This is a genomic window from Enterobacter sp. (assembly GCF_977039595.1).
This window is the reverse complement of the sequence record NZ_CDRQYH010000017.1, coordinates 16333-38866: the sequence shown is the minus strand read 5'-3', so window position 1 is coordinate 38866 and position 22534 is coordinate 16333. Positions and strand designations below refer to the sequence as shown.

General features: G+C 57.8%; 21 protein-coding genes. 5 read left to right on the top strand and 16 right to left on the bottom strand.

Features of this window, described 5'->3' with window-relative positions; all coding sequences use genetic code 11:
• Positions 1 to 8: 8 nt before the first annotated feature.
• Positions 9 to 1967, bottom strand: a complete 1959-nt coding sequence (acs, locus tag ACWYRJ_RS07695) for an acetate--CoA ligase (protein ID WP_115876906.1) — start codon at positions 1965 to 1967, stop codon at positions 9 to 11.
• Positions 1968 to 2390: 423 nt separating this feature from the next.
• On the opposite strand from acs, the gene gltP reads away from it, so the two are divergent.
• Positions 2391 to 3704, top strand: a complete 1314-nt coding sequence (gene gltP / locus ACWYRJ_RS07690) for a glutamate/aspartate:proton symporter GltP (protein WP_024906735.1) — start codon at positions 2391 to 2393, stop codon at positions 3702 to 3704.
• Between the two features lie 52 nt (positions 3705 to 3756).
• Here the strand turns inward: gltP and ACWYRJ_RS07685 are convergent, their stop codons facing one another.
• The 3 genes from ACWYRJ_RS07685 to fdhF all read right to left on the bottom strand — a co-directional run bounded on the left by ACWYRJ_RS07685 (position 3757) and on the right by fdhF (position 7174).
• The gene (locus tag ACWYRJ_RS07685; protein WP_111964194.1) at positions 3757 to 4431 is read right to left on the bottom strand and encodes a tetratricopeptide repeat protein; all 675 of its coding nucleotides are present in this window, start codon (positions 4429 to 4431) and stop codon (positions 3757 to 3759) included.
• 121 nt (positions 4432 to 4552) lie between these two features.
• The gene (locus ACWYRJ_RS07680) at positions 4553 to 4705 is read right to left on the bottom strand and encodes a Hok/Gef family protein (RefSeq protein WP_111964193.1); all 153 of its coding nucleotides are present in this window, start codon (positions 4703 to 4705) and stop codon (positions 4553 to 4555) included.
• 321 nt (positions 4706 to 5026) lie between these two features.
• Positions 5027 to 7174, bottom strand: coding sequence for a formate dehydrogenase subunit alpha (gene fdhF, locus ACWYRJ_RS07675; RefSeq protein ID WP_455507674.1), 2148 nt, complete (start codon positions 7172 to 7174; stop codon positions 5027 to 5029).
• 256 nt (positions 7175 to 7430) lie between these two features.
• On the opposite strand from fdhF, the gene ACWYRJ_RS07670 reads away from it, so the two are divergent.
• A complete protein-coding gene (locus tag ACWYRJ_RS07670) occupies positions 7431 to 8162 on the top strand; it encodes a response regulator (protein WP_455507673.1) in 732 nt (243 codons plus the stop codon).
• A gap of 3 nt (positions 8163 to 8165) precedes the next feature.
• Here the strand turns inward: ACWYRJ_RS07670 and lpxO are convergent, their stop codons facing one another.
• From lpxO to ACWYRJ_RS07635, 7 genes are all read right to left on the bottom strand, one after another.
• Positions 8166 to 9074 carry a lipid A hydroxylase LpxO gene (lpxO, locus tag ACWYRJ_RS07665; RefSeq protein WP_115876902.1) on the bottom strand — a complete coding sequence of 303 codons (909 nt, stop codon included), beginning with the start codon at positions 9072 to 9074 and terminating at the stop codon, positions 8166 to 8168.
• A 143-nt stretch (positions 9075 to 9217) separates the two neighbouring features.
• Positions 9218 to 10222 carry a carbohydrate kinase family protein gene (locus ACWYRJ_RS07660; protein ID WP_111964190.1) on the bottom strand — a complete coding sequence of 335 codons (1005 nt, stop codon included), beginning with the start codon at positions 10220 to 10222 and terminating at the stop codon, positions 9218 to 9220.
• The gene (locus tag ACWYRJ_RS07655; RefSeq protein WP_455507672.1) at positions 10222 to 11082 is read right to left on the bottom strand and encodes a ketose 1,6-bisphosphate aldolase; all 861 of its coding nucleotides are present in this window, start codon (positions 11080 to 11082) and stop codon (positions 10222 to 10224) included. Before ACWYRJ_RS07655 ends, ACWYRJ_RS07660 begins: the two co-directional genes overlap by 1 nt.
• 10 nt (positions 11083 to 11092) lie before the next feature.
• The gene (locus ACWYRJ_RS07650) at positions 11093 to 11779 is read right to left on the bottom strand and encodes a D-lyxose/D-mannose isomerase (RefSeq protein WP_111964188.1); all 687 of its coding nucleotides are present in this window, start codon (positions 11777 to 11779) and stop codon (positions 11093 to 11095) included.
• Positions 11780 to 11828: 49 nt separating this feature from the next.
• On the bottom strand, positions 11829 to 12770 hold the full coding sequence (locus tag ACWYRJ_RS07645) for an ABC transporter substrate-binding protein (RefSeq protein WP_126817613.1): 942 nt from the start codon (positions 12768 to 12770) through the stop codon (positions 11829 to 11831).
• A gap of 30 nt (positions 12771 to 12800) precedes the next feature.
• Positions 12801 to 13796, bottom strand: a complete 996-nt coding sequence (locus ACWYRJ_RS07640; RefSeq protein WP_133293600.1) for an ABC transporter permease subunit — start codon at positions 13794 to 13796, stop codon at positions 12801 to 12803.
• Between the two features lie 2 nt (positions 13797 to 13798).
• Positions 13799 to 15313, bottom strand: a complete 1515-nt coding sequence (locus ACWYRJ_RS07635) for a sugar ABC transporter ATP-binding protein (RefSeq protein WP_455507671.1) — start codon at positions 15311 to 15313, stop codon at positions 13799 to 13801.
• Positions 15314 to 15494: 181 nt separating this feature from the next.
• On the opposite strand from ACWYRJ_RS07635, the gene ACWYRJ_RS07630 reads away from it, so the two are divergent.
• The 3 genes from ACWYRJ_RS07630 to yjdP all read left to right on the top strand — a co-directional run bounded on the left by ACWYRJ_RS07630 (position 15495) and on the right by yjdP (position 18918).
• Complete coding sequence (locus ACWYRJ_RS07630; protein WP_455507670.1) at positions 15495 to 17771, top strand: ATP-binding protein; 2277 nt, start codon at positions 15495 to 15497, stop codon at positions 17769 to 17771.
• A 121-nt stretch (positions 17772 to 17892) separates the two neighbouring features.
• Positions 17893 to 18519 carry a GNAT family N-acetyltransferase gene (locus ACWYRJ_RS07625; RefSeq protein WP_149367229.1) on the top strand — a complete coding sequence of 209 codons (627 nt, stop codon included), beginning with the start codon at positions 17893 to 17895 and terminating at the stop codon, positions 18517 to 18519.
• Positions 18520 to 18594: 75 nt separating this feature from the next.
• A complete protein-coding gene (gene yjdP, locus ACWYRJ_RS07620; protein ID WP_033144428.1) occupies positions 18595 to 18918 on the top strand; it encodes a DDRRRQL repeat protein YjdP in 324 nt (107 codons plus the stop codon).
• Positions 18919 to 18969: 51 nt separating this feature from the next.
• Here the strand turns inward: yjdP and phnP are convergent, their stop codons facing one another.
• The 5 genes from phnP to phnL are packed head-to-tail and all read right to left on the bottom strand — an operon-like array spanning position 18970 to position 22526.
• Positions 18970 to 19728: a phosphonate metabolism protein PhnP gene (gene phnP / locus ACWYRJ_RS07615; protein WP_149367230.1), complete on the bottom strand. Its 759-nt coding sequence runs from the start codon at positions 19726 to 19728 to the stop codon at positions 18970 to 18972.
• A gap of 9 nt (positions 19729 to 19737) precedes the next feature.
• Positions 19738 to 20172, bottom strand: a complete 435-nt coding sequence (gene phnO / locus ACWYRJ_RS07610) for an aminoalkylphosphonate N-acetyltransferase (RefSeq protein ID WP_111964182.1) — start codon at positions 20170 to 20172, stop codon at positions 19738 to 19740.
• Complete coding sequence (gene phnN, locus ACWYRJ_RS07605) at positions 20165 to 20716, bottom strand: ribose 1,5-bisphosphokinase (RefSeq protein ID WP_149367231.1); 552 nt, start codon at positions 20714 to 20716, stop codon at positions 20165 to 20167. Before phnN ends, phnO begins: the two co-directional genes overlap by 8 nt.
• Positions 20713 to 21849, bottom strand: a complete 1137-nt coding sequence (phnM, locus tag ACWYRJ_RS07600; RefSeq protein ID WP_249576522.1) for an alpha-D-ribose 1-methylphosphonate 5-triphosphate diphosphatase — start codon at positions 21847 to 21849, stop codon at positions 20713 to 20715. The genes phnN and phnM overlap by 4 nt, the downstream gene beginning before the upstream one ends.
• The gene (phnL, locus tag ACWYRJ_RS07595; RefSeq protein ID WP_149367233.1) at positions 21846 to 22526 is read right to left on the bottom strand and encodes a phosphonate C-P lyase system protein PhnL; all 681 of its coding nucleotides are present in this window, start codon (positions 22524 to 22526) and stop codon (positions 21846 to 21848) included. Before phnL ends, phnM begins: the two co-directional genes overlap by 4 nt.
• Positions 22527 to 22534: the final 8 nt, after the last annotated feature.

The following is a 22534-nucleotide window of genomic DNA, read 5'->3' as shown; positions in this document are numbered from 1 at the left end:
AGAAAACACTAGGAAGGCATTGCGATGGCCTGCTTCTCTTCGAGCAGTTTTTCCACCACGCCAGGATCCGCGAGCGTTGAGGTATCACCGAGGTTGCTGGTGTCCCCTGCCGCGATTTTGCGCAAGATACGGCGCATGATTTTGCCGGAGCGGGTTTTCGGCAGCGAGTCGGTCCAGTGCAGCACGTCCGGCGTCGCCAGCGGGCCAATCTCTTTACGCACCCAGTTGCGCACCTCAGCATAGAGTTCTGGCGACGGCTCTTCCCCGTGGTTCAGGGTGACGTAAGCGTAAATTGCCTGGCCCTTGATGTTGTGCGGAATGCCGACAACGGCGGCTTCGGCAATCTTCGGATGCGACACCAGCGCCGATTCAATCTCAGCGGTGCCCAGACGGTGGCCGGAGACGTTCAGCACGTCGTCCACGCGTCCGGTGATCCAGTAATAGCCATCTTCATCACGACGCGCGCCGTCGCCGCTGAAGTACATGTTTTTAAAGGTCGAGAAGTAGGTCTGCTCGAAGCGATCGTGATCGCCGAACAGGGTACGCGCCTGACCCGGCCACGAGTCCGTGATCACCAGGTTGCCTTCGGTGGCCCCTTCCAGCGGGTTGCCTTCGTTATCCACCAGCGCAGGCTGTACGCCGAAGAACGGACGCGTTGCCGAGCCCGCTTTCAGCTGAGTGGCGCCCGGCATCGGGGTGATCATAAAGCCGCCGGTTTCGGTCTGCCACCAGGTGTCCATGACCGGGCATTTCTCGTTGCCGATTTTCTTCCAGTACCACTCCCAGGCTTCCGGGTTGATGGGCTCACCCACGGAACCGAGGATGCGCAATGAAGAGCGGTCAGTGCCTTCGATGGCTTTATCGCCTTCTGCCATTAATGCGCGGATCGCCGTTGGCGCGGTGTAGAGAATATTGACCTGATGCTTGTCGACCACCTGACACATCCGCGCCGGAGTCGGCCAGTTCGGTACGCCCTCAAACATCAGCGTCGTTGCGCCACAGGCCAGCGGGCCGTACAGCAGGTAGCTGTGTCCGGTAACCCAGCCCACGTCGGCGGTACACCAGTAGATGTCGCCCGGATGGTAATCAAAGACGTATTTGAAGGTGGTGGCCGCGTAGACCAGATAGCCGCCGGTGGTGTGCAGCACGCCTTTCGGCTTACCGGTCGAGCCGGAGGTGTAAAGAATGAAGAGCGGATCTTCTGCGTTCATCTCTTCAGGCTGATGCTGGTCGCTCGCTTTTTCAATCAGGTCGCTCCACCACAGGTCACGCCCCTCGTTCCAGTCGATTTTGCCGCCGGTACGCTTAAGGACGATGACGTTGCTGACCGTTTTGACGTTCGGGTTTTTCAGCGCTTCGTCGACGTTTTTCTTCAGGGGGATTCCGCGTCCGGCGCGCACGCCTTCATCGGCGGTGATCACCAGTTTTGAACTGGAATCGACAATACGGCCCGCAACCGCTTCTGGTGAGAAACCGCCAAAGATAACGGAGTGGATCGCACCAATACGCGCGCAGGCCAGCATAGCTACAGCCGCTTCCGGCACCATCGGCATATAGATAGCGACCACATCGCCTTTTTTAATGCCTTTTTCCAGCAGGACGTTGGCGAAGCGGCACACGTCGCGGTGCAGCTCTTTATAGGTAATGTGTTTGCTCTGGGAGGCATCATCGCCTTCCCAGATAATCGCCGTCTCGTTTCCGCGCTCGGCAAGGTGACGATCAAGGCAGTTCGCCGCCAGGTTCAGGGTGCCATCTTCATACCATTTAATGGAGACATTGCCGGGCGCAAAGGATGTATTCTTCACCTTCTGGTAAGGTTTGATCCAGTCAAGGATATGACCCTGCTCACCCCAGAAGGTGTCCGGGGCGGTGATAGATTGCTGATATTTCTCGTGGTACTGCTCCGGGGTGATCAGGCAACGGTCCGCAATATTTGCGGGAATGTCATGTTTGTGTATTTGGCTCATGGCTTTTTTTCTCCTTGTAAGATGTTAATAATATGTCGCAAAAACGTTAATTGTAGGGGCTTTACAAGCTTTGTTTATTATTTGGGCTGCAGATCACGCATTGTTTGAAGAGTATGAAAATTGAGCGAATGAATCTTTGAAGGAAAATAATTTATGCTGACGATTATTCACATTTATGTTTAAAAAAGCGTTTTTATAACAAAAGGTTATTTATCAGAATTAGAACAAACTGCCGTCATCGTCGCTTTTGTGAGTGAAACGCGTCGTTCTTTAAGGCTTGCGCAACAGGTCGCGCAAATGATACTCATACGCCGCGTTAAAAAATCCCATAAACCAACGCAACACAATTCATACCCTTTCAGTATGTCTCCATATTCATGCAGTTTGAGTGAATAAGGCGCTTCATTGAGGAAGTCAGTTTCTATGAAAAACGTTAAAGTCAGCCTTGCCTGGCAGATCTTAATCGCCCTTGTGCTGGGCATCTTGCTGGGCAGTTACCTTCACTATCACAGCGACAGCCGCGAATGGCTGATTGCGAACCTGCTCTCACCGGCAGGGGATATCTTCATTCATCTGATCAAGATGATTGTGGTTCCGATTGTGATCTCGACGCTGGTGGTCGGTATTGCGGGCGTCGGCGATGCGAAGCAGTTAGGTCGTATTGGTGCAAAAACCATTATCTATTTCGAAGTGATCACTACGGTTGCGATCATTCTTGGTATCACTTTGGCGAACGTGTTCCAGCCGGGTTCCGGGATCGATATGTCGCAGCTGGCAACGGTGGATATTTCGAAATACCAAAGTACGACCGCTGACGTGCAGAGCCATGCGCATGGCCTGATGGGCACAATCCTGTCGCTGGTGCCGACCAACATCGTGGCGTCGATGGCGAAGGGCGAAATGCTGCCGATCATCTTCTTCTCGGTACTGTTTGGTCTGGGGCTCTCTTCTCTGCCCGCGACGCACCGTGAACCGCTGGTGACCGTGTTCCGCTCTATCTCCGAGACCATGTTTAAAGTGACCCACATGGTGATGCGTTACGCGCCGGTAGGGGTGTTTGCGCTTATCGCCGTCACCGTGGCGAACTTCGGTTTTGCCTCCCTGTGGCCGCTGGCGAAGCTGGTGATCCTGGTGCACTTCGCCATCCTGTTCTTCGCACTGGTGGTGCTGGGCATCGTGGCGCGTCTGTGCGGGCTGAGCATCTGGATCCTGATTCGTATCCTGAAAGATGAGCTGATTCTGGCCTACTCTACGGCAAGCTCTGAGAGCGTGCTGCCGCGTATTATTGAGAAGATGGAAGCCTACGGCGCGCCTGCCTCTATTACCAGCTTCGTGGTGCCGACCGGTTACTCCTTTAACCTGGATGGTTCGACGCTGTACCAGAGTATCGCCGCTATCTTTATTGCTCAGCTGTACGGCATTGACCTGTCGCTGTGGCAGGAGATCGTCCTGGTACTGACGCTGATGGTGACGTCTAAAGGTATCGCAGGCGTACCGGGCGTTTCGTTCGTGGTGCTGCTGGCGACGCTGGGCAGCGTAGGCATTCCGCTGGAAGGTCTGGCCTTTATCGCCGGTGTGGACCGTATCCTCGACATGGCGCGTACGGCGCTGAACGTGGTGGGTAATGCGCTGGCGGTGCTGGTTATCGCCAAGTGGGAACACAAATTCGATCGTAAAAAGGCGCTGGCGTATGAACGCGAGGTGCTGGGTCGTTTTGATAAGACTGCTGACCAGTAATGTAACGTTGTCTCCCTCTCCCCTTTGGGGAGAGGGTTAGGGTGAGGGGATTTTATTCCCCGCTCAACGCATCAAACTCTTCGCACCCCGTATCAAACCCTTCCGTACAGCTCAGGTTCAACCAGTACAGTGCTTTCTGTTTATTGGGCGTGATAAAGCCTTTCTCACCCTGCCTGAACAGCATCCCAGCCCAATACTCGGCATAGCCGGTACGCGAAAGGGCTGAACTCCGCTTGAACCACGAGGCAGCCTGCACGTCATCCTGCGCTACCTCGACGCCGTTGGCATAAATCAGCCCCAGGAGCAGTTGGGCATCGACCGCAGAGTCGCTGTCGATATCTTCGGTCGCCGTTTGCAGCAGTCTGATGGCCTGGGGATAGTCAGTTTTCCCCGCCTGAGTATTCACCAGAATGCGCGCCAGCATGATCGCACCGCGTTTGCTGCCAGCAATGTTTGCCTGTTGGGCCAGGGCTTTGGCCTGTGCGTAATCACCTTGCGTAAAGAGGATTTGCGAGAGCAACCCCATGGCGTCGACATCGCCGCCTTTCGCGGCTTTCTCGGCCCACTGCGCGGCCTGCTTGCTGTCGCCGGAGCTGAAGTACGTATCGGCAAGATAATACTGGGCACGCGCATCACCGGCTTCGGCCTGTTGTCGATACTGGCTGCCTATCTCATCCGCGCGGGCGAAGGACGTAAAAAACAATAACAACAGAAAAATGGCTTTCATGGATTCTTATCATCTGGGTACACGCCGCGCAGTATAATCGCGGGCGCAAAAGAAAAAAATGGGTGCATTAAGACCTCAGCATCCTACAAGCCGGGCGGAACCGTTGTTCCGCCCGTAGAGATTAGCCTGCGTTGCAGGCTAATTTTGCCGCCACCTCCTGATGCTTACTCTTTATTGAGAACTCGCAGAGCTTACCGCGAGTAATAAAGGTAAAAATCACTATCGTCAGGCAAACAATAAAGACGATGCCTAACGCAGTTTTTAATGGCGTCATGCCTTTTACTCCTTGTCAAAAAAAGAATAAGAGGCTACTCTCAACCTGTTGGTTGTTGAGGGGTAGCCTCGGGTGAATGAAAATTTCCCGGGGCTTTCCACTTTCTGTCCCTCAACAATGCTCAAGACAGAAAGTCTTAAGCACCCGCCGAACATCTTATCCCTCTGAATTAAAATGCAAAGATGTAATTCTATTCTGCGTAAATTACATTATTTCTGCGAGCCGCTTTCCAGAATAATAATTTATATTTCTTATGAATTAATCGAAAATAAAAAAGGAGTGAATATATCACTCCCTTTATTCAGCGATGAATTAACGGCTTCAACCCATTGCGCTTTCGCGCAGTCGGGCTTTCAGCTTGTTATATTCATCGATCACGTACTGTTCCGCCGCGTGCTGATCCGCAATCGGCTCAACGTTAACGGCGCAGTATTTATACTCCGGCGTTTTGGTTATCGGGCTTAAGTTCTCTGTTACCAGCTCGTTGCAGGCACCAATCCACCACTGGTAGGTCATATAGACCGCCCCTTTGTTTGGACGATCGCTGACCTGCGCACGGGTGATGATCCGCCCTTTGCGCGAGTTCACCCACACCAGCGCTTCATCCTCAATACCGAGCCGTTCCGCATCGGCGGTGTTGATCTGCGCGTAGCCCGGTTCATCCGCCAGCGCCGCCAGCGCGGCGCAGTTTCCGGTCATCGAGCGGCAGGAGTAATGGCCCACTTCACGTACGGTGGAGAGCACCATCGGATACTCGTCGGTGAGTTTATCGATCGGCGCGACCCAGTCGCAGGTGAAGAACTGCGCCAGCCCGTTCGGGGTGTCGAATTTCTCCTTAAAGAGATAGGACGTGCCTTGATCGGCCTCTGACTCATCCCTGCACGGCCACTGGATGTACCCCAGCTCACCCATTTTTTCATAGGTGGCGCCGTAGAAGTCCGGACACAGGCTGCGCAACTCGTCCCAGATCTCCTGGGTGTTGTTGTAGTGCATCGGGTAGCCCATGCGGGTGGCGATTTCGCTGATGATCTGCCAGTCCGTTTTCAGATCCCACTTCGGCTCGACCGCCTTAAAGAAGCGCTGGAAGCCGCGGTCCGCCGCCGTATAGACGCCTTCATGCTCGCCCCAGGAGGTCGACGGTAAAATCACATCCGCCGCCGCCGCAGTTTTGGTCATGAAGATATCCTGGACAATCACCAGCTCCAGATCCTCAAACCCTTTACGCACTGCAGAAAGCTCGGCGTCGGTCTGAAGCGGATCTTCACCCATGATGTAGGCCGCACGCACTTCGCCATGCGCCGCGCGGTGCGGCAGCTCGCTGATGCGATACCCGGTGTGTTCCGGCAGGCTTTCCACGCCCCAGGCCTTCGCGAATTTGGCGCGGTTTTCCGGAAACTTCACGTACTGGTAGCCCGGATAAGTATCCGGCAGCGCGCCCATATCGCAGGCGCCCTGCACGTTATTCTGACCACGCACCGGGTTCACGCCAACGTGGGCTTTACCCAGATTACCGGTCAGCATCGCGAGGCTGGTGAGCGAGCGCACGGTTTCCACGCCCTGGTAGAACTGGGTTACGCCCATACCCCAGAGAATGGCGGCGGTTTTTGCCCCGGCATACATTCTGGCCGCCTGACGAATCTCCTGCGCGCTGACGCCGGTTATCGCTTCGACGGATTCAGGCGTATAGCCCTCGACTATTTTCTTATACTCTTCAAAGCCTTCTGTACGGGCCGCGACAAACGCCTGGTCGTACAGGCTCTCCTCAATGATGACGTGTCCCATTGCATTCAACAGCGCGATGTTCGAGCCGTTTTTCAATGCAATGTGCATATCCGCAATGCGCGCGGTTTCAATTTTGCGCGGATCGCAGACGATGATTTTCGCCCCATTCTGTTTAGCGCGAATAACGTGGTTCGCGACGATAGGGTGAGAATCCGCCGGGTTATAACCAAAGATGAAGACGAGATCGGTATTATCTATCTCGTTGATGGCATTACTCATTGCGCCGTTACCGACCGACTGGTGCAGACCTGCAACCGATGGGCCGTGTCAGACGCGAGCGCAGCAGTCGACGTTATTGGTACCAATAACGGCGCGCGCGAATTTTTGCATCACATAGTTGGTTTCATTTCCCGTCCCGCGGGAAGAGCCGGTAGTCTGGATGGCATCCGGGCCATACTTGGCCTTGATGGCGCTCAGGCGCGTGGCGACGTAATCCAGCGCCTCGTTCCAGGAGACGGCTTCCAGCTTGCCGCCGCGCTCGCGGCGGATCATAGGGGTTTTCAGGCGCGGGGTGAGGATTTGGGTATCGTTAATAAAATCCCAGCCGTAGTAACCTTTCAGGCACAGCGTGCCCTGGTTGGTTTTCCCCTGTGCGGCCTCCGCCCGGACGATTTTGCCGTTATCGACCACCAGGTGGATCTTGCAACCTGAGGCACAATAAGGGCAAACCGTGACGACTTTTTTCATCAGTCTGCTCCAGTTAATCGAATCGTTCGCACCCACTATGCAGCTTCTATGCCATGTTTTTTGTATGGGTATCCCCTGACTTTACGGCCCATCCGGGGTGAAAACCCTGACAAAAAGCAGCCAATCGTCAAAATTGACGTGTCGACAGGGCGGCGGATGTGACATGGGTTGAATTTCCGTCACTGAAAAAACCTTTTGACTGGAGCCGACGGCAGAATAGTTCAGACTTAACATAATCCCCTGACGGAAGCATACGATGAAACCGGCGATTCTGGTGGTTGATGACGATACGGCAGTCTGCGAACTGCTTCAGGACGTGCTGAGCGAGCACGTCTTTAGCGTGCTTGTCTGCCATAACGGCCAGGATGCGCTGCGCCAGGTGCAGCAGGAGCCGAATATCGCGCTTGTGCTGCTGGATATGATGCTGCCGGATATCAACGGCCTGCAGGTTCTGCTGCAGCTGCAAAAGCAGCGCCCGGCGCTACCGGTTGTGATGCTAACCGGGCTGGGGAGTGAGTCAGACGTGGTGGTGGGGCTGGAGATGGGGGCCGACGATTATATTGCCAAACCGTTCAACCCGCGCGTGGTGGTTGCCCGCGTGAAAGCGGTGCTGCGCCGTACGGGTGTGCTGGCGGCGGAAGCTCCCGCAGCACCCGTCGCGGGCATTGCGTTTAACGGATGGACGCTAGATACCACCCGCTGCGAGCTGAGCGATCCGCAGCGTAATCCCGTGCCCTTAACCCAGGGCGAGTACGGCCTGCTGCTGGCGCTCACGCAAAATGCCCGTCGTGTGCTGAGCCGTGACAGGCTGCTCGAGCTGACCCACAGCGAAAGCGCCGACGTGTTCGACCGCACGATTGACGTGCTGATCATGCGCCTGCGCCGGAAAATAGAGGCTAATCCGCATCAGCCCGCGCTCATCAAAACCATTCGCGGGCTGGGTTACGTGTTTGCCACCGACGTGAGCCGGCCCGAGCAGGCGGCATAAGGCTTACGTTATTGCCGGAACAATGATGGCGGCAAAAATTGCGATGATGCACAGATACTTGAGGGCGTAATAGGCCTTACGGTTTCTTTTTTTCAGACGCTGCCCCCGCTCGCGGCCCGCATGAACGTATTTAAAAATGCGGTTTATGCCGCCGGTGCTGTCATTCTCGTCATTCGGTGAGCTGGCTGCAGACATCAGCGTGGTCCCCACCCAATGGTTAACCGCCTGCGCCCAGCGCCATTTCATCGGACGCTCAATATCGCAGAAGAGAATAATGCGCGTTTGATCCGATTTATTCTCTGCCCAGTGGACGTAGGTCTCATCAAAAATAACGGCTTCACCATCCCGCCAGCTATGGCGCTGCCCGTCGACTTCAATAAAGCAGCGGTCGTCATTCGGTGTGAATAAGCCCAGATGGTAACGAACCGAGCCCGCGTACGGGTCCCGGTGCTTGCCAAGCTTTGCACCCGCCGGAAGCTCGGCAAACATGGCCGCCTTCACCGAGGGGATTTCACTCACCAGCCGGGTCGTCACCGGGCATAAAGACTGCGCGGAGGGATGGGCATCGGCATACCATTTCAGGTAAAACCGTTTCCAGCCGCGTTTAAAAAAGGTGTTAAAGCCGGCGTCGTTATTATTTTCCGCCGCCTTAATATGGTGCTGCAAACGCAGCGCCTCTTCGCGAATAATCAGCCAGTTTTCCGTCAGCTTATTTAATTCAGGAAAACGTTCTGTTTCAAAGAAAGGCTGCCTGGCGGGCAGGGAAGAAAAAGCCGTCATAAACATATTGATGGGCGCCATGAACGTCGAATGGTCGAAGAGCTGACGAGAAAGCGTCTGTTTTTCTTTGCCGCGTGAATGCGCATAAATAACGCTGATAATGAAAATACCGATGATGATGGCTGCGAACATTTTTCCCTTGTCCTCTTTCTATCTCATTTCGGAAAAGCGTGCGGACAGAGTGCTGCCCACGCCGAATATGCCAGATGGAGAGAGTGTAGTTCGGAGATGTAAAATTCATAGATCTGTAATGAAAAATCGCAATTATTGTTAAATTAAACACTCTCGCGAATAAACGCCTGCAGCTCGGCCAGCGTTTTTGCGCCATCAATCGCATTGGCGGCCAGCAGGCTTGCTCGCGCGCAGGCGTGTGCCAGATAAATACTCTCTGTTAGCGGCAGCGATTCATGGCAGCCGTATAAAAAGCCTGCGCAAAAGGCATCGCCCGCGCCGACGCTGCCGATAATCTCTTCCTGCTCCAGCATCCATGACGGGATCCAGCGACCCTCTTCACCATGTGCTTCTCCCCATGCTCCTTCCGGACAGTGGATCACCACCCGCTGGCGTACCCCGGCCGCCAGCAGCTGCGCCGCGGCGTCGGCGATATGGGCAACGTGCGGGGCGTCGTTTTCGTCACGCATTGTCAGGCCGCTAAACTCACCGGCCTCCAGCTCGTTAATTACCAGATAGTCGAGATGTCGCAGGGCAGGGAGCACCAGCGGCTGATAGCGCGGGTCGCCCTTGCGGGAAACCAGATCGAGCGACGTTTCATACCCCTGGTCACGCATCTGCGCCAGCAGCCGCGCGCTGCGGGTGCCAAATTCGTCATCGGGCATATCCAGGCTGTCGAGCAGCAGGAGATAGCCGAGATGGAAGATCTTCATCGATCCGTCTAAGCGATCGAAGGCGGGTAGATCCAGCAGGCGGTTGGCCCCCGGCGAGTGGAAAAAGGTGCGCTGTCCGCTGGGATCGGTCATCACCTGCGACATGGAGGTTGGCGCAAATGTGGTGCGCTGAACGCGCTGGCGGTTGACGTGGTACTGGTCGAGCATTGCCAGAATGTAGTCCCCGTCGCCATCTTCGCCAATCAGCCCCACCGCCTGCAGCGGCAGGCCAACGTGCATTTTCGCCAGCGTCAGCAGGACGTTGAGCGGCGCGCCGCCGGTTGAGCGTTCGCTGTGGGTGATTTCCGCCAGCCAGCCGCGCTCCGGCCACTGCACGATCTGGTGGACGTGGTCCACCAGCATATTGCCTGCGGCGATGATGCCTTTACGTTCCATTATGCCTGCCCCGCGCTGCCGAAGATGCGCATCTGTTCGGCGACCGTATCCGTAATCGCCTCTTCTATCCCCAGCAGCAGCTCGGCAAACTCGTCGTACAGCGGCTGGCGGTTAGCCATGCGCTGCTCCACGGCGGCGAGCGCGGCCTGCGACATCCCGGTATAGAAATTGATTTTATGAATGCCCAGCTCAATGGCGCGGCGGAAGTCAGCATCGCTAATCCCGGAGCCGCCGTGTAAAACCAGCGGCAGCCCCGTCTGCTGGCGAATGGCGTCCAGGCGCGGGAAATCGAGCTTCGGCTCGCCTTTATACTTGCCGTGCGCGTTGCCGATGGCGACGGCCAGCGCGTCGATGCCGGTTGAATCAACAAATTCGCGCGCCAGTTGCGGATCGGTGAAGAAGGCTTCATCCGCATGTCCGTAAAGCGCGCCGCCTTCATCGCCACCGACCGCGCCCAGCTCCGCCTCCACCGACACGCCGACCGCGTGGCACATTTTCACCACTTCCCGCGTCTGGCGGATGTTTTCCTCGTAGCTCAGCGTAGAGCCGTCGAACATCACCGAGCTGAACCCTAAGCGCAGGGCGTGCACGACGGCGTCAAAATGCAGGCCGTGGTCGAGGTTGAGCACCACGGGAATATCGTGACGGGCGGCTTCGAACTTAACCGCTTCGACAAGAGAATCCAGCGACACGTACTTAAAATGCACTTCGGCGATGTTGATGATAAACGGCGAGCGTTCCTGCTTTGCGGCGGCGAACAGCGCGCGCAGGAAGTGGGAGTCGAGCACGTTAAACGCGCCCAGCGCGTAGCGGTGCTGTCTGGCGTGCGCAAGACCGTCGGCAAGAGAAATTAATGGCATTATTTACCCCTTATATCCGAAACAGGTTGTACTCGTTGCACAGCACCAGCAGCGCCGGTTCGTCTTCTTCTATGTTGTTATAGCGGGCAACGGGCTGCAAAAAGTGGTTGTCGTGTTCATCGTCATTGACCGAGGACACTTCCCCGACCAGCACGTCACCGAAGCCGCGTTCGCCCCAGAAACTGTGGTAAAGACCGGGCGTCAGGCAGATGCTTTCCCCGGGCAGCAGGCGCAGCTGGCTGCCGGGAGCGTGGGTCTGACGGCAGCCGTCGACGGTGACCGTCACGTCGGTGTTTTCCGTCTCTTCATGCGCCCCGGCATTCCATAACTCAATAATCAGATTACCGCCGCCCCGGTTGATGATGTCTTCGCGCTTGCGCCAGTGAAAATGCATCGGCGTGACCTGGCCGTCTCGAACGTGCATGATTTTTTCGGCATAGCATTTTTCATAAGGTACGCCGTTGGGCGAGCCGTTGCGCAGGGTAAACAGCGTCAGGCCCTCTGCGGCAAAGCTGTTGCCGCCGAACGCCGTCACGTCCCAGCCGAGCTTGAGATCGAACACTTCCTGCCACGCGGCCTGGTCAAGCTGCTGCCATTTTGTTGGCGGAAAGCTGGCAAAAGGCGGGAGATGCACGTCGTGCATGGAAAAGAACTGTCGCGTGTGGCCGAGAATTTCATTGATGTCGGAGCGTTTCATGGGGACTCCTTGAAAACAGTTCCCTCTCCCTGCGGGAGAGGGAAAAGGATCATTTAACCGTCCACCCCTTATACGTGCCGACGTTCTTTTTATCGATCATCGTCACCGGGATCAGCACAGGCTCTTTCGGCGCAGGTTTGCCCTGAAGAATGTCATAGCCGATCTCCACCGCTTTTGCCGCCATAACCTGCGGATCTTGCGCCGGGGTCGCGACAAACAGGGAGTTTTCGCGCTTCAGCGCTTCCTCACCGTCCGGGCTGCCATCCACGCCGACAATAAAGAACTCATTGCGCTGCGCCTGCTTCGCGGCCAGATCGGCGCCGATCGCGGTCGGATCGTTAATCGCAAACACGCCGTCGATCTTCGGATTGGCCGCCAGCAGGGAGGTCATGACTTCCAGACCGCCTTCACGACTGCCCTTGGCGTTCTGGTTATCCGAGAGCACCTTGATATCCGGATGTTTTTTGAACTCCGTCTGGCACCCTTCCACGCGGTTTTGCACCGCAGAGACCGGCGGCCCGTTGATGATCACCACGTTGCCTTTCCCTTTCAGACGGTCGGTAATGTACTTACAGGCCATCTCACCCGCCTGGGTGTTATCGGAGGTGATGGTGGCATCCGCCCCTTCAGCCGCTACGTCAACCGCCACGACCACGATCCCGGCGTCCTTCGCGCGCTTCACCGCCGGGCCGATCCCTTTGGAGTCCGCGGCGTTGAGGATGATCATGTCCACCTTCGCGGCGATGAAGTTGTCGATCTGCGCCACCTGCTGGCCCAGATCGTAACCGCTGGAGACCAGCGTCACCTTGACGTTATCCCCCGCCAGCTTGCGCGCTTCCAGCTCGGCACCTTTGGTGATCTGCACGAAGAACGGGTTGGCCAGGTCACCCACCGTCACGCCAATGGACTTCAGATCTTTTGCCTGCGCAAACGGCGTTGCGGCAAGCAGCGCGCCAGCACAGAGCGCGGTTACTAAGGGTTTCAAACGCATCTTGTCTTCCTCACTCGTAGGGTATTGTTGTTATGCACTTTGATGGTGTCGGGTACGGTATTTGTCGATCAGCACCGCAATGATGATCACCGCCCCTTTGATCACCAGCTGCCAGAAGTAGGAGACGCCCATCAGCGTCATGCCGTTGTTGAGGGTAGCGATGATCAATGCGCCGACCAGCGTGCCGGTGATCGTGCCGATCCCGCCGACAAAGCTGGTGCCGCCGAGGATCACCGCCGCAATTGCATCCAGCTCGTAACCCGTGCCGAGGTTGCCGTTAGCGCTGTACAGGCGTGAGGCGCTCATGACGCCGCCGAGGCCGGAGAGCAGGCCGCTCATGCCGTAGACAAACAGCAGCACCAGCCAGACCTTGATGCCCGTTAAGCGCGCCGCCTGCATGTTGCCGCCCACGGCGTAGATGTGAACGCCGAGCGTGGTGCGGCGCAGGATGAACCAGCACACCGCAATGACCGCAAGGGCAATGACAACCAGCCAGGGGATCGGGCCGAGATAGTTATTGCCGATCCACTCGAAGTTGATGTTGGAGTTAATGACCGTCGTGCCGTCGGCCAGCAGATAGGCCGCGCCGCGCAGCGCCGTATAGGTGCCGAGCGTGACGATAAAGGGCGGCAGCCCGGCAAAGGCCACCAGCGCGCCGTTGAACAGGCCCAGCACCATGCCGAGCATTAGCGCGGCCGGAATGGACAGACCGGCGAATTCGGGAATGAGCGACACCACCATCGCCGCCACCGCCGTGGTGCCGAGAATCGAACCCACGGAGAGGTCAATCCCGCCGGTCAGGATAATAAAGGTCATTCCCGCCGCCAGCACGATATTGATCGACGCCTGACGGGTGATGTTGAGCAGGTTGCTCTCGGTAAAGAAGTTGGGGGCGATAAAGCCAAATACCGCCACAATCAGGATAAGAATCGGCAGGATACCGACCGTTTGCATCAGATCGCTCATCAGCATTTTTTTTGCGGAGGCGGATTTCGCCACCTGCTGCGGACTGGTTGAATGTGTCATGGTTACACCGCCTGATGATGAGTGTCGTTTACGCCGGTTGCCAGCGTCATGATGTTTTCCTGAGAGATGTCGCGCCCGTGAAGTTCACCCGCAATGCTGCCTTCCCTCATCACGTACACCCGGTCGCTCATCCCCACCACTTCCGGCAGCTCGCTGGAGATCATTAAAATTGCCACCCCTTTGCGGGCCATCTGGTTCATGATGCGGTAGATCTCGCTTTTCGCGCCGACGTCCACGCCGCGCGTGGGTTCGTCCAGAATCAGAATGCGTGGGCCGATGGCGACCCAGCGGGAGATGAGCAGCTTCTGCTGATTTCCGCCGGACAGCCCGCCCGCGCGCACCTGCGAATGGGGCACGCGGATGTTGAGCAGGGCGATGGCGTCATCGGAAATCGACTGGGCTTTTTTGCGGTTTAACATACCGAAGGTCGCGTCGCGCTCCAGCGTCGCCATGGTGATGTTCTCCTGCGCCGCCAGCTCCAGAAACAGCCCCTGCTCCTTGCGGTTTTCGGTGAGAAAACCGATGCCGTTTTCGATGGCCGCGCGCGGCGAATGGATCACCACCGGCTCGCCGTCGACCTCAATCATGCCGCCCGTGGCTTTACGCACGCCGAAGATAAGCTGCGCCAGCTCGGAACGTCCGGCCCCGACCAGTCCCGCCAGCCCGACGATTTCGCCGGAACGCACCTGCAGGCTGCACGGCTGTACTTTTTTACCGTCGGTGAGGTGGTGGACGTTGAGACGCGGGCTGCCGAGGGGAATATCACGCTCCTTGTTGAACAGGTCGCTTAGCGGGCGGCCCACCATCATCTTCACCAGTTCCGACGCGTTCAGCTTGTCGCGCGTCAGGCTCCCGACGTACTGCCCGTCGCGCAGAACGCTGACGCGGTCAGAGAGTTCATAGACCTCCGCCATGCGGTGGCTGATATAGATGATCGCCATCCCTTCATCGCGCAGGCGCAAAATCAGTTCAAACAGGCGATGCGTTTCCCGTGAGGAGAGGGCGGCGGTGGGTTCATCCATCACCAGAATACGGCTGTTGCGGTGCAGCGCGCGGGCAATTTCCACCTGCTGCTGTTCGGCGATGGTCAGCTTCATCACCAGATCGGTGGCGCTGAACTGCGCGCCGAGGCGGTCAATCACCGCCTGCGCCTGGGCTGCCATCTCCTTGCGCTGGACCAGCCCGCCGCGCGACAGTTCGCTGCCGAGGAAGATATTTTCGGCTACGGTGAGATTGGGCGCGAGCTGCATCTCCTGATAAATCAGCGTGATGCCTGCGGCCAGCGCATCCTTCGGCCCTTTAATGTGAAACGGCTTGCCGTCGATCAGGATCTCGCCGCTGGTGGCGGTATAGGCCCCTGCGAGGATTTTCATCAGCGTGCTTTTTCCCGCGCCGTTTTCGCCCATCAGCGCATGAATCTCACCGGGAAAAACCGTCAAATCCACACCCTTGAGCGCGTGGAAACTGCCAAACGTTTTGGCAATGCTGCGCATCTCTAATACCGGGGTTCTGCTCATGGCGGATCTCCTGTGAATGCCGATTTCTGCACTTCATCACAGGTGCGTAAATGCAAAATGTCAGAAGCTGTTCATATTTGTCATAGTTATGAATAGCTAATCGCCATCACATTTTCCTTTTCACTCTCCCTGTGGGAGAGGGGCAGGGTGAGGGCAGCAAACCGCAAAGGAGCCCAACCCCATGCCATCACGCCCCCCGTTCTTCGCCAGCGCCCGAGGCCGCCTGCTGATTTTCAATCTGCTGGTGGTCGCCGTGACGCTGATGGTGAGCGGCGTGGCGGTGCTCGGCTTCCGCCACGCCAGCCAAATCCAGGAGCAGGTGCAGCAGCAAACGCTGGACGATATGACCGGCAGCATGAACCTGGCCCGCGATACCGCCAACGTAGCGACGGCGGCGGTGCGGCTCTCGCAGGTGGTGGGGGCGCTCGAGTACAAAGGGGAAGCCGAGCGCCTGAAGCAGACGCAAATGGCCCTGCGCCATTCGCTGGAGCAGCTTGCGGAGGCGCCGCTGGCGCAGCAGGAGCCGGCCCTGGTGGCGCGTATTATTCAACGAAGCAATGAGTTACAGCAGAGCGTGACGGAGATGCTGGAGCGAGGACAGCGACGCCATCTGGAGCGTAACGCGCTGCTGAGCTCGCTGTATCAAAGCCAGAGCTACCTGCGCCATCTGCAGGACATCAACCGCCGTTATGACAGCAACGTACCGAATGCGCAGCAGCTGATGGAGATGGACCGGCTGATCGCCGCCGCCATTGACACCCCTTCGCCGCGCGCGACCGTTCAGCAGCTGGACGCGGTGGCCGCAACGCTGCCCCGGAGTGCCGTACAGCCGGTTGTGAAGGAAGTTCTGCCTGATTTTAATGCCGAGCTAGGTCAGCTCGCCCCGCTGTCGAAGCAGCTGGAGGAGAGCGATCTGGCGATAAGCTGGTACATGTTCCACATCAAGGCGCTGGTGGCGATCCTCAACAGCGACATCAATCAGTACGTGGAGCAGGTGGCGCAGGCCTCCCGGCTTCGCACCGCCCAGAGCCATCACGAACTGCAATCCATCAGCGTGTTTATCAGCATCTTCGCCGTGCTGGCGCTGATCATCACCGGGTGTGCCTGCTGGTATATCTACCGCCATCTGGCCTCCAACCTGACGGCCATTTCCCGGGCGATGTCGCGTCTTGCTCACGGCGAACAGGATGTCTCCGTTCCCGCCCTGCAGCGGCGCGATGAGCTGGGTGAGCTGGCGCGCGCGTTCAACGTTTTTGCCCGCAACACCGCCTCGCTTGAACACACCACGCGTCTGCTGAAAGAAAAAACAACGCAGATGGAGATCGACCGCATTGAGCGTCAGGGGCTGGAAGAGGCGCTCCTGCACAGCCAGAAGATGAAGGCCGTCGGACAGCTGACGGGCGGGCTGGCGCATGATTTTAACAACCTGCTGGCGGTGATCATCGGCAGTCTTGAGCTCACCGACCCTGAATCAAAAGACGCGCCGCGCATTACCCGGGCGCTAAAGGCGGCCGAGCGTGGCGCCTTACTGACACAGCGACTGCTGGCGTTTTCCCGCAAGCAATCCCTGACCCCGCATGCTGTAGAGATGCTGCCGCTGCTGGAGAACCTCCGGGAACTGCTGCGCCACTCCCTGCCTGCTACCCTGACCCTGGAGATTGAAGCGCAATCCCCTGCATGGCCCGCCTGGATAGACGTCAGCCAGCTGGAAAATGCCATCATCAACCTGGTGATGAACGCGCGCGATGCGATGGAAGGGCAAAGCGGGGTGATTAAAATTCGCACCTGGAATCAGCGCGTCACCCGCAGCGACGGGCGCAGGCAGGATATGGTGGCGCTGGAGGTCATTGACCGCGGCAGCGGCATGTCGCAGGAGGTGAAATCCCGGGTCTTTGAACCGTTCTTCACCACCAAGCAGACCGGGAGCGGGAGCGGGTTAGGCCTGTCGATGGTCTACGGCTTTGTCCGCCAGTCCGGCGGTCGTGTGGAGATCGAGAGCGCGCCGGGGCAGGGGACAACCGTCCGGCTACACCTCCCGCGCTCGACGCTGCCCGCTGCTGCAGTTGATGAAGCATTATCTGCCACCGCCTCCGTCGATAGCGAGCGGCTGGTGCTGGTGCTGGAAGATGAGGCGGATGTCCGTCAGACCCTGTGCGAGCAGCTGCACCAGCTTGGCTATCTGACGCTCGAAGCGGAAAACGGCGAGCAGGCGCTGAACATGCTGGCGGCGTCGCCGGATATTGGCATGTTTATCAGCGACCTGATGTTGCCGGGAAGCCTGAGCGGAGCCGAGGTGATTAGCCATGTGCGTAATCATTATCCGCAGCTTCCGGTGCTGCTGATCAGCGGCCAGGATTTACGGCCCGCGCATAATCCTCAGCTGCCGGACGTTCCGTTACTGCGTAAGCCGTTTACGCGGGCGCAGCTGGCGCAGGCTCTGCGGAAAATATGTTTTTAAATGCCCCTGTTTAGGATTTCATCAAGAGCATCGTTAACGCCGGTGATGTTAATCTGCGCAAAATTTAGCAGATTGGGATATAAAAGGAATTATGCCGGTACTCACAAAGGGGGACTCACAAATGATCGTGATGCCTACAACATACAGCCCGAGCACAATTGCCAGGTCGTTTAAACTCGTTGATGAGTTTGAGCTTTCCGGGCGAGTGCTACATGTTATTTTTGATAGCCAGACGCCAAGAGCTGCGATTATTGAAGCGGATATCGAAACCTTCGATGGAGTGCCCCGGCATCGGGTTGTTGCTGCCCTGGATTTACAACGTAAAACGCATTTGGGTGAAGATATTATTGCCGTCGAGCGCTGTTGGGAAGATGCCAGTGTTATTCAGGTAGAAGGTATCTGCGTTGATCCCGCCGAGCGTGACAAGGGACTGGCAACTCGCCTGTATGAAGCCCTGGTATTACAGTGTGGCGTGACGCTTGTCAGCGACTTTGAACAATATGAGGGTGGGAAGATGCTCTGGCAAAAAATTGCCCGCGAGTCTGACCAAATCGCTGTATTTGTTCTCGATACCGAGCAGGGCGCATTTTGGCCGTATGATGGTAGCAAGGTTATCTATGACGGAGGGTGTATCCCCGAAGATCGTATCTGGAGCCATTCGCCGGATCAAAAATGCTATGGCATCGTCCTGGTTGCAGAAAATAAACAGCGTGCGAATCAACTGATGGAAGTCCCAGGACACAACTGAATTTGAGATTCCTCCGCTACCCCCGTTTCCTGCCGTTGATTATCGTAAAGCCAGTTCACCTGCGAGTCTGGCCTTATGAAACGTTACTCAACTGCTCTGTTATTTGGTCTGCTGTCTCTCACCAGCCAACTGGCTCATGCCGACATTGTTGATGATGCTATTGGCAACATTCAGCAGGCGATCAACGATGCCTACAACCCCAGCAGCAGCCGCAGCAATGACGACGACGATCGTTATGACCGCAGCCGTCAAATCGACAGTCGACAGTACGACGATCGTCGTCGGCAGCTCGAAGACAGGCGCCGCCGTTTAGACGAGCGCCAGCGCCAGCTGGATGACGACAGACGTCGTCTGGAAGAGGACGAGCGCAGGTTGGAAGACGATTACGATCGAGGCTAAGTGCGGCCTCTTGCCCTCACCCCAACCCTCTCCCACGGGAGAGGGAGAAAACTAATCCAGGACCAGCACCATCCCGTCATACCCTGCTTCAATGCCGTCGGGCAGCGGGTTATCCATCATCCACACGTCAAACTGATGGCTGATGTGGGTCAGGATCACCTGCGGACAGCCAATCACCTCGTTTAGCGCCATCACGGTATTTAAATCGCAATGGTTTCGCGGCGTTTCGTCGCGCGGTGCATGGCTGCAGTCGATAATCATCGCCTGCGGCTGATTGTTGAGCAGGAACTTCACCGTTTTTTCCGGCAGCCCGGCGGTATCGGAAAGCCAGGCTACGCGGCTGTGGGCCGACTCCAGCAAATACCCGAAGGTCAGTTTCGAATGGTTGAGCGGCAGCGGCGTAACCCGCATTCCCTGAAGTTCAAACATCACAAACGGTTCGACCGTATGGCTGAAATCCAGAATCCCCGGATGTTTAAACAGGTCGTCACAGCCCGCTTCATCCGGCGGACCGTAAACGGGGATCGTCGCGCCCACGCCCCAGCGCAGGGGGAACAGCCCCTGAACGTGATCCATATGATAATGGGTCAGCAAAAACTGCTGAAAGCTGCCTGCGGGCCAGTCGTCCATCAGGTGCGGAATACCCGCGTCCAGCAGGGTCACCGCATCGTTGAATTTGACCACCGCGCTACAGGGGCGACGGCGATAGGTCTCCTGCAGACGCGCCCGGCGACACGCCGCGCAGTCGCAGCCAAAGACCGGCACGAGCTGGGCGCTTCCGGTTCCTGTTAACGCGATCGTCAGACTCATAACGCACCTCTACAGCGGTTTAGTGAATCGAAAATGGCTCTGCGTATATCCTTCACGGACGTAAAAACGATGGGCATCGGTGCGCTTCACGCTGGTGGAGAGCTCGGTCAGCTCAGCGCCGGCCTGTCTCGCGACGTCCTCTGCCCAGGCGAGCAGATGGCTGCCCACTTTTAGCCCGCGCGCCTGCGGCATCACCACCAGCTCCTGGATCTCGCCGATCCAGCGCGCGTGATGGAGGTGAAACTGCAGGTGCAGGCCGATCATGCCGATGACCTGCCCGTCCAGCTCGGCAAGCTGGTAGCGCATATTGTGATCCTGCAGATTGGCAAGATAGCCCGCGTGAAACGCCTGGCGATCGAATTCCGCCTGTTTCAATTCGCAGATTAACGCATAGACGATTTGCGTATCGTCGGCGGTGGCGGGACGAAGCCTGCAGTCAGGCATGCTGTTTCTCCTTCTGACGGATAAGCGATAAAAAGGTATCGACTGACTGTAGCAAACTTCCGTCGTTATTAAGGATATGGCAGTCGGACGGGGTGTAGCGCGCCGCACGTTCCAGCCGCTGGTCGATCTCGCGGGCGGATTCACGACCCCGTCTCTGCAACCGGCTGCGCAGAACCTCCGGTGAAACCTGCAGGCAGACCGGCAGCAGGGCTGCCCCATAGCGGGCGCGCGCCTGCGAAAGATGCGCCCGCGAGCCGTTGACCAGCACGTCGAACCCCGCATGCAGCCACAGATCGGTCTCGATGCCGATTCCGTAGTAATAGCCATTGGCGTGCCAGCTCAGCGCCAGCAGATTTTGCCCGGCGCGGGTGAAAAACTCCTGCTCGCTCAGGGCGATATGGTTTTCACTCCCCGCATTGGCCGCGCGGGTAATGTACCGGTGCGCCACCAGCAGCTGCGGATGCTCCTGCTGCCGTAAGGCGGACAGCAGGCTGTCCTTACCGGAGCCGGACGGCCCCATTAGCCAGATAAGTCTTCCCATCAGAACACCCTCTTTCCCTGACGCCAGACGTGGTCGATATGGATGTGTTCGCCCTTGCGGTGGGCCAGGACCAGATCCGCCCGCTTGCCTTCGGCTATCTCGCCGCGATCCTGCAGATTAAGCGCCGAGGCCGGGTTTTTCGTCACCAGGCGAATCGCCTGCGGCAGCGTAAAGCGGTTGCCCTCGTCGTCGGCCACCCGGAACGCCGCGTCGAGCAGGCTGGCGGGGTAGTAGTCGGACGAGAGGATATCCAGCAGGCCGAGGGACGCGAGCCTGCTTGCCGCGACGTTGCCGGAGTGCGAGCCGCCGCGCACGATATTCGGTGCGCCCATCAGGACGTTCATGCCGTGCCTGCGGGAGGCTTCAGCCGCCTCGAACGTGGTGGGAAATTCGGCGATCACGCTGCCAAGCTGGTGGGATTCAAGGACATGATCGTGTGTGGCATCGTCATGGCTGGCCAGCGCGATATTACGGTCCCGGCACATCGCCGCAATCCTGAGACGGTTAGGCTGCGACCACCGTGCCGCAAGCGCCAGCTGCTCTTCTTCGTAACGCGCCATTTCCGCATCGCTGAGAGAATATTTGCCCTGATAGTATTCGCGATACTTTTCAATGTTGGCGAACTGGCGCTGTCCCGGCGAGTGGTCCATCAGGGAGACCAGCGACACCGGCTCGCGGCCGACCAGCTTTTCAAACAGCGGCAGGGTGGTGTGGTGCGGCAGCTCGCAGCGCAGGTGCAGGCGGTGCTCGGCGCGGTTGAGGCCCCGCTTTTGCGTCTCTTCCACGGCGTTGATCATCTTCTCCAGGTTCTCCAGACGGTCCCCGCCGTCGCGCACGTCGCCAATCGCCACCGCGTCCAGTACGGTGGTGATGCCGCTGGCGACCATCAGCGCGTCGTGGCTGCTCATCGCAGAATGCGCGGGCCAGTCGACCTTCGGGCGCGGGGTGAAGAATTTATCCAGATTATCGGTATGCAGTTCAATCAGCCCCGGCAGCAGCCAGCCGCCTTCACCGTCCATCGCCTCGGGCGAGCGGCTCTGGGTTTCAGCAAACGCGCGGATTGTTCCGTCCTGGATCTCAATCGAGCCGTCAACCACCTCATTATCCAGCACCAGCTTGACGTTATTGATAATCATGCGTTTGTCCCCATCGGGTGCAGCCTGTCCGCGACGCGGGTGCGAACGCTCTCGTCGTGGAAGATCCCGACGATCGCCGCCCCGCGCGCTTTGGCCTGTTCGATCAGCGCCACCACGGCCGCGCTGTTTTTAGCGTCGAGCGAGGCGGTGGGTTCATCCAGAAGTAAAATCGGGTAGTCGACGATAAAGCCGCGGGCGATATTGACGCGCTGCTGCTCGCCGCCGGAAAAGGTCGACGGGGCAAGGTGCCACAGGCGCTCGGGCACGTTGAGGCGCGTCAGGAGGCTGGCGGCTTTGGCGGCACAGGTTTCACGCGGTACGCCAAGATCCAGCAGCGGCTGCATGACCACGTCCAGGGCGGAGATCCGCGGGATCACCCGCAGAAACTGGCTCACCCAGCCGATCGTTGAGCGGCGCACCTCCAGCACCTTACGCGCGGGGGCCTGTACCAGGTCGACCCATTCATCGCCGTGGCGAATATGAATATGGCCTTCGTCGGGCAGATAGTTGGCGTACAGGGAGCGCAGCAGGGTGGATTTTCCACTGCCGGAGTGGCCGTGCAGCACCACGCATTCGCCGCGATTCACCTCCAGTGAGGCATTTTGCAGCACCGGCAGGCGTACGCCGTTTTGCTGGTGGAGCACAAAGGTCTTACTTACGTTTTGTACGTGGATCATGTTGGCCT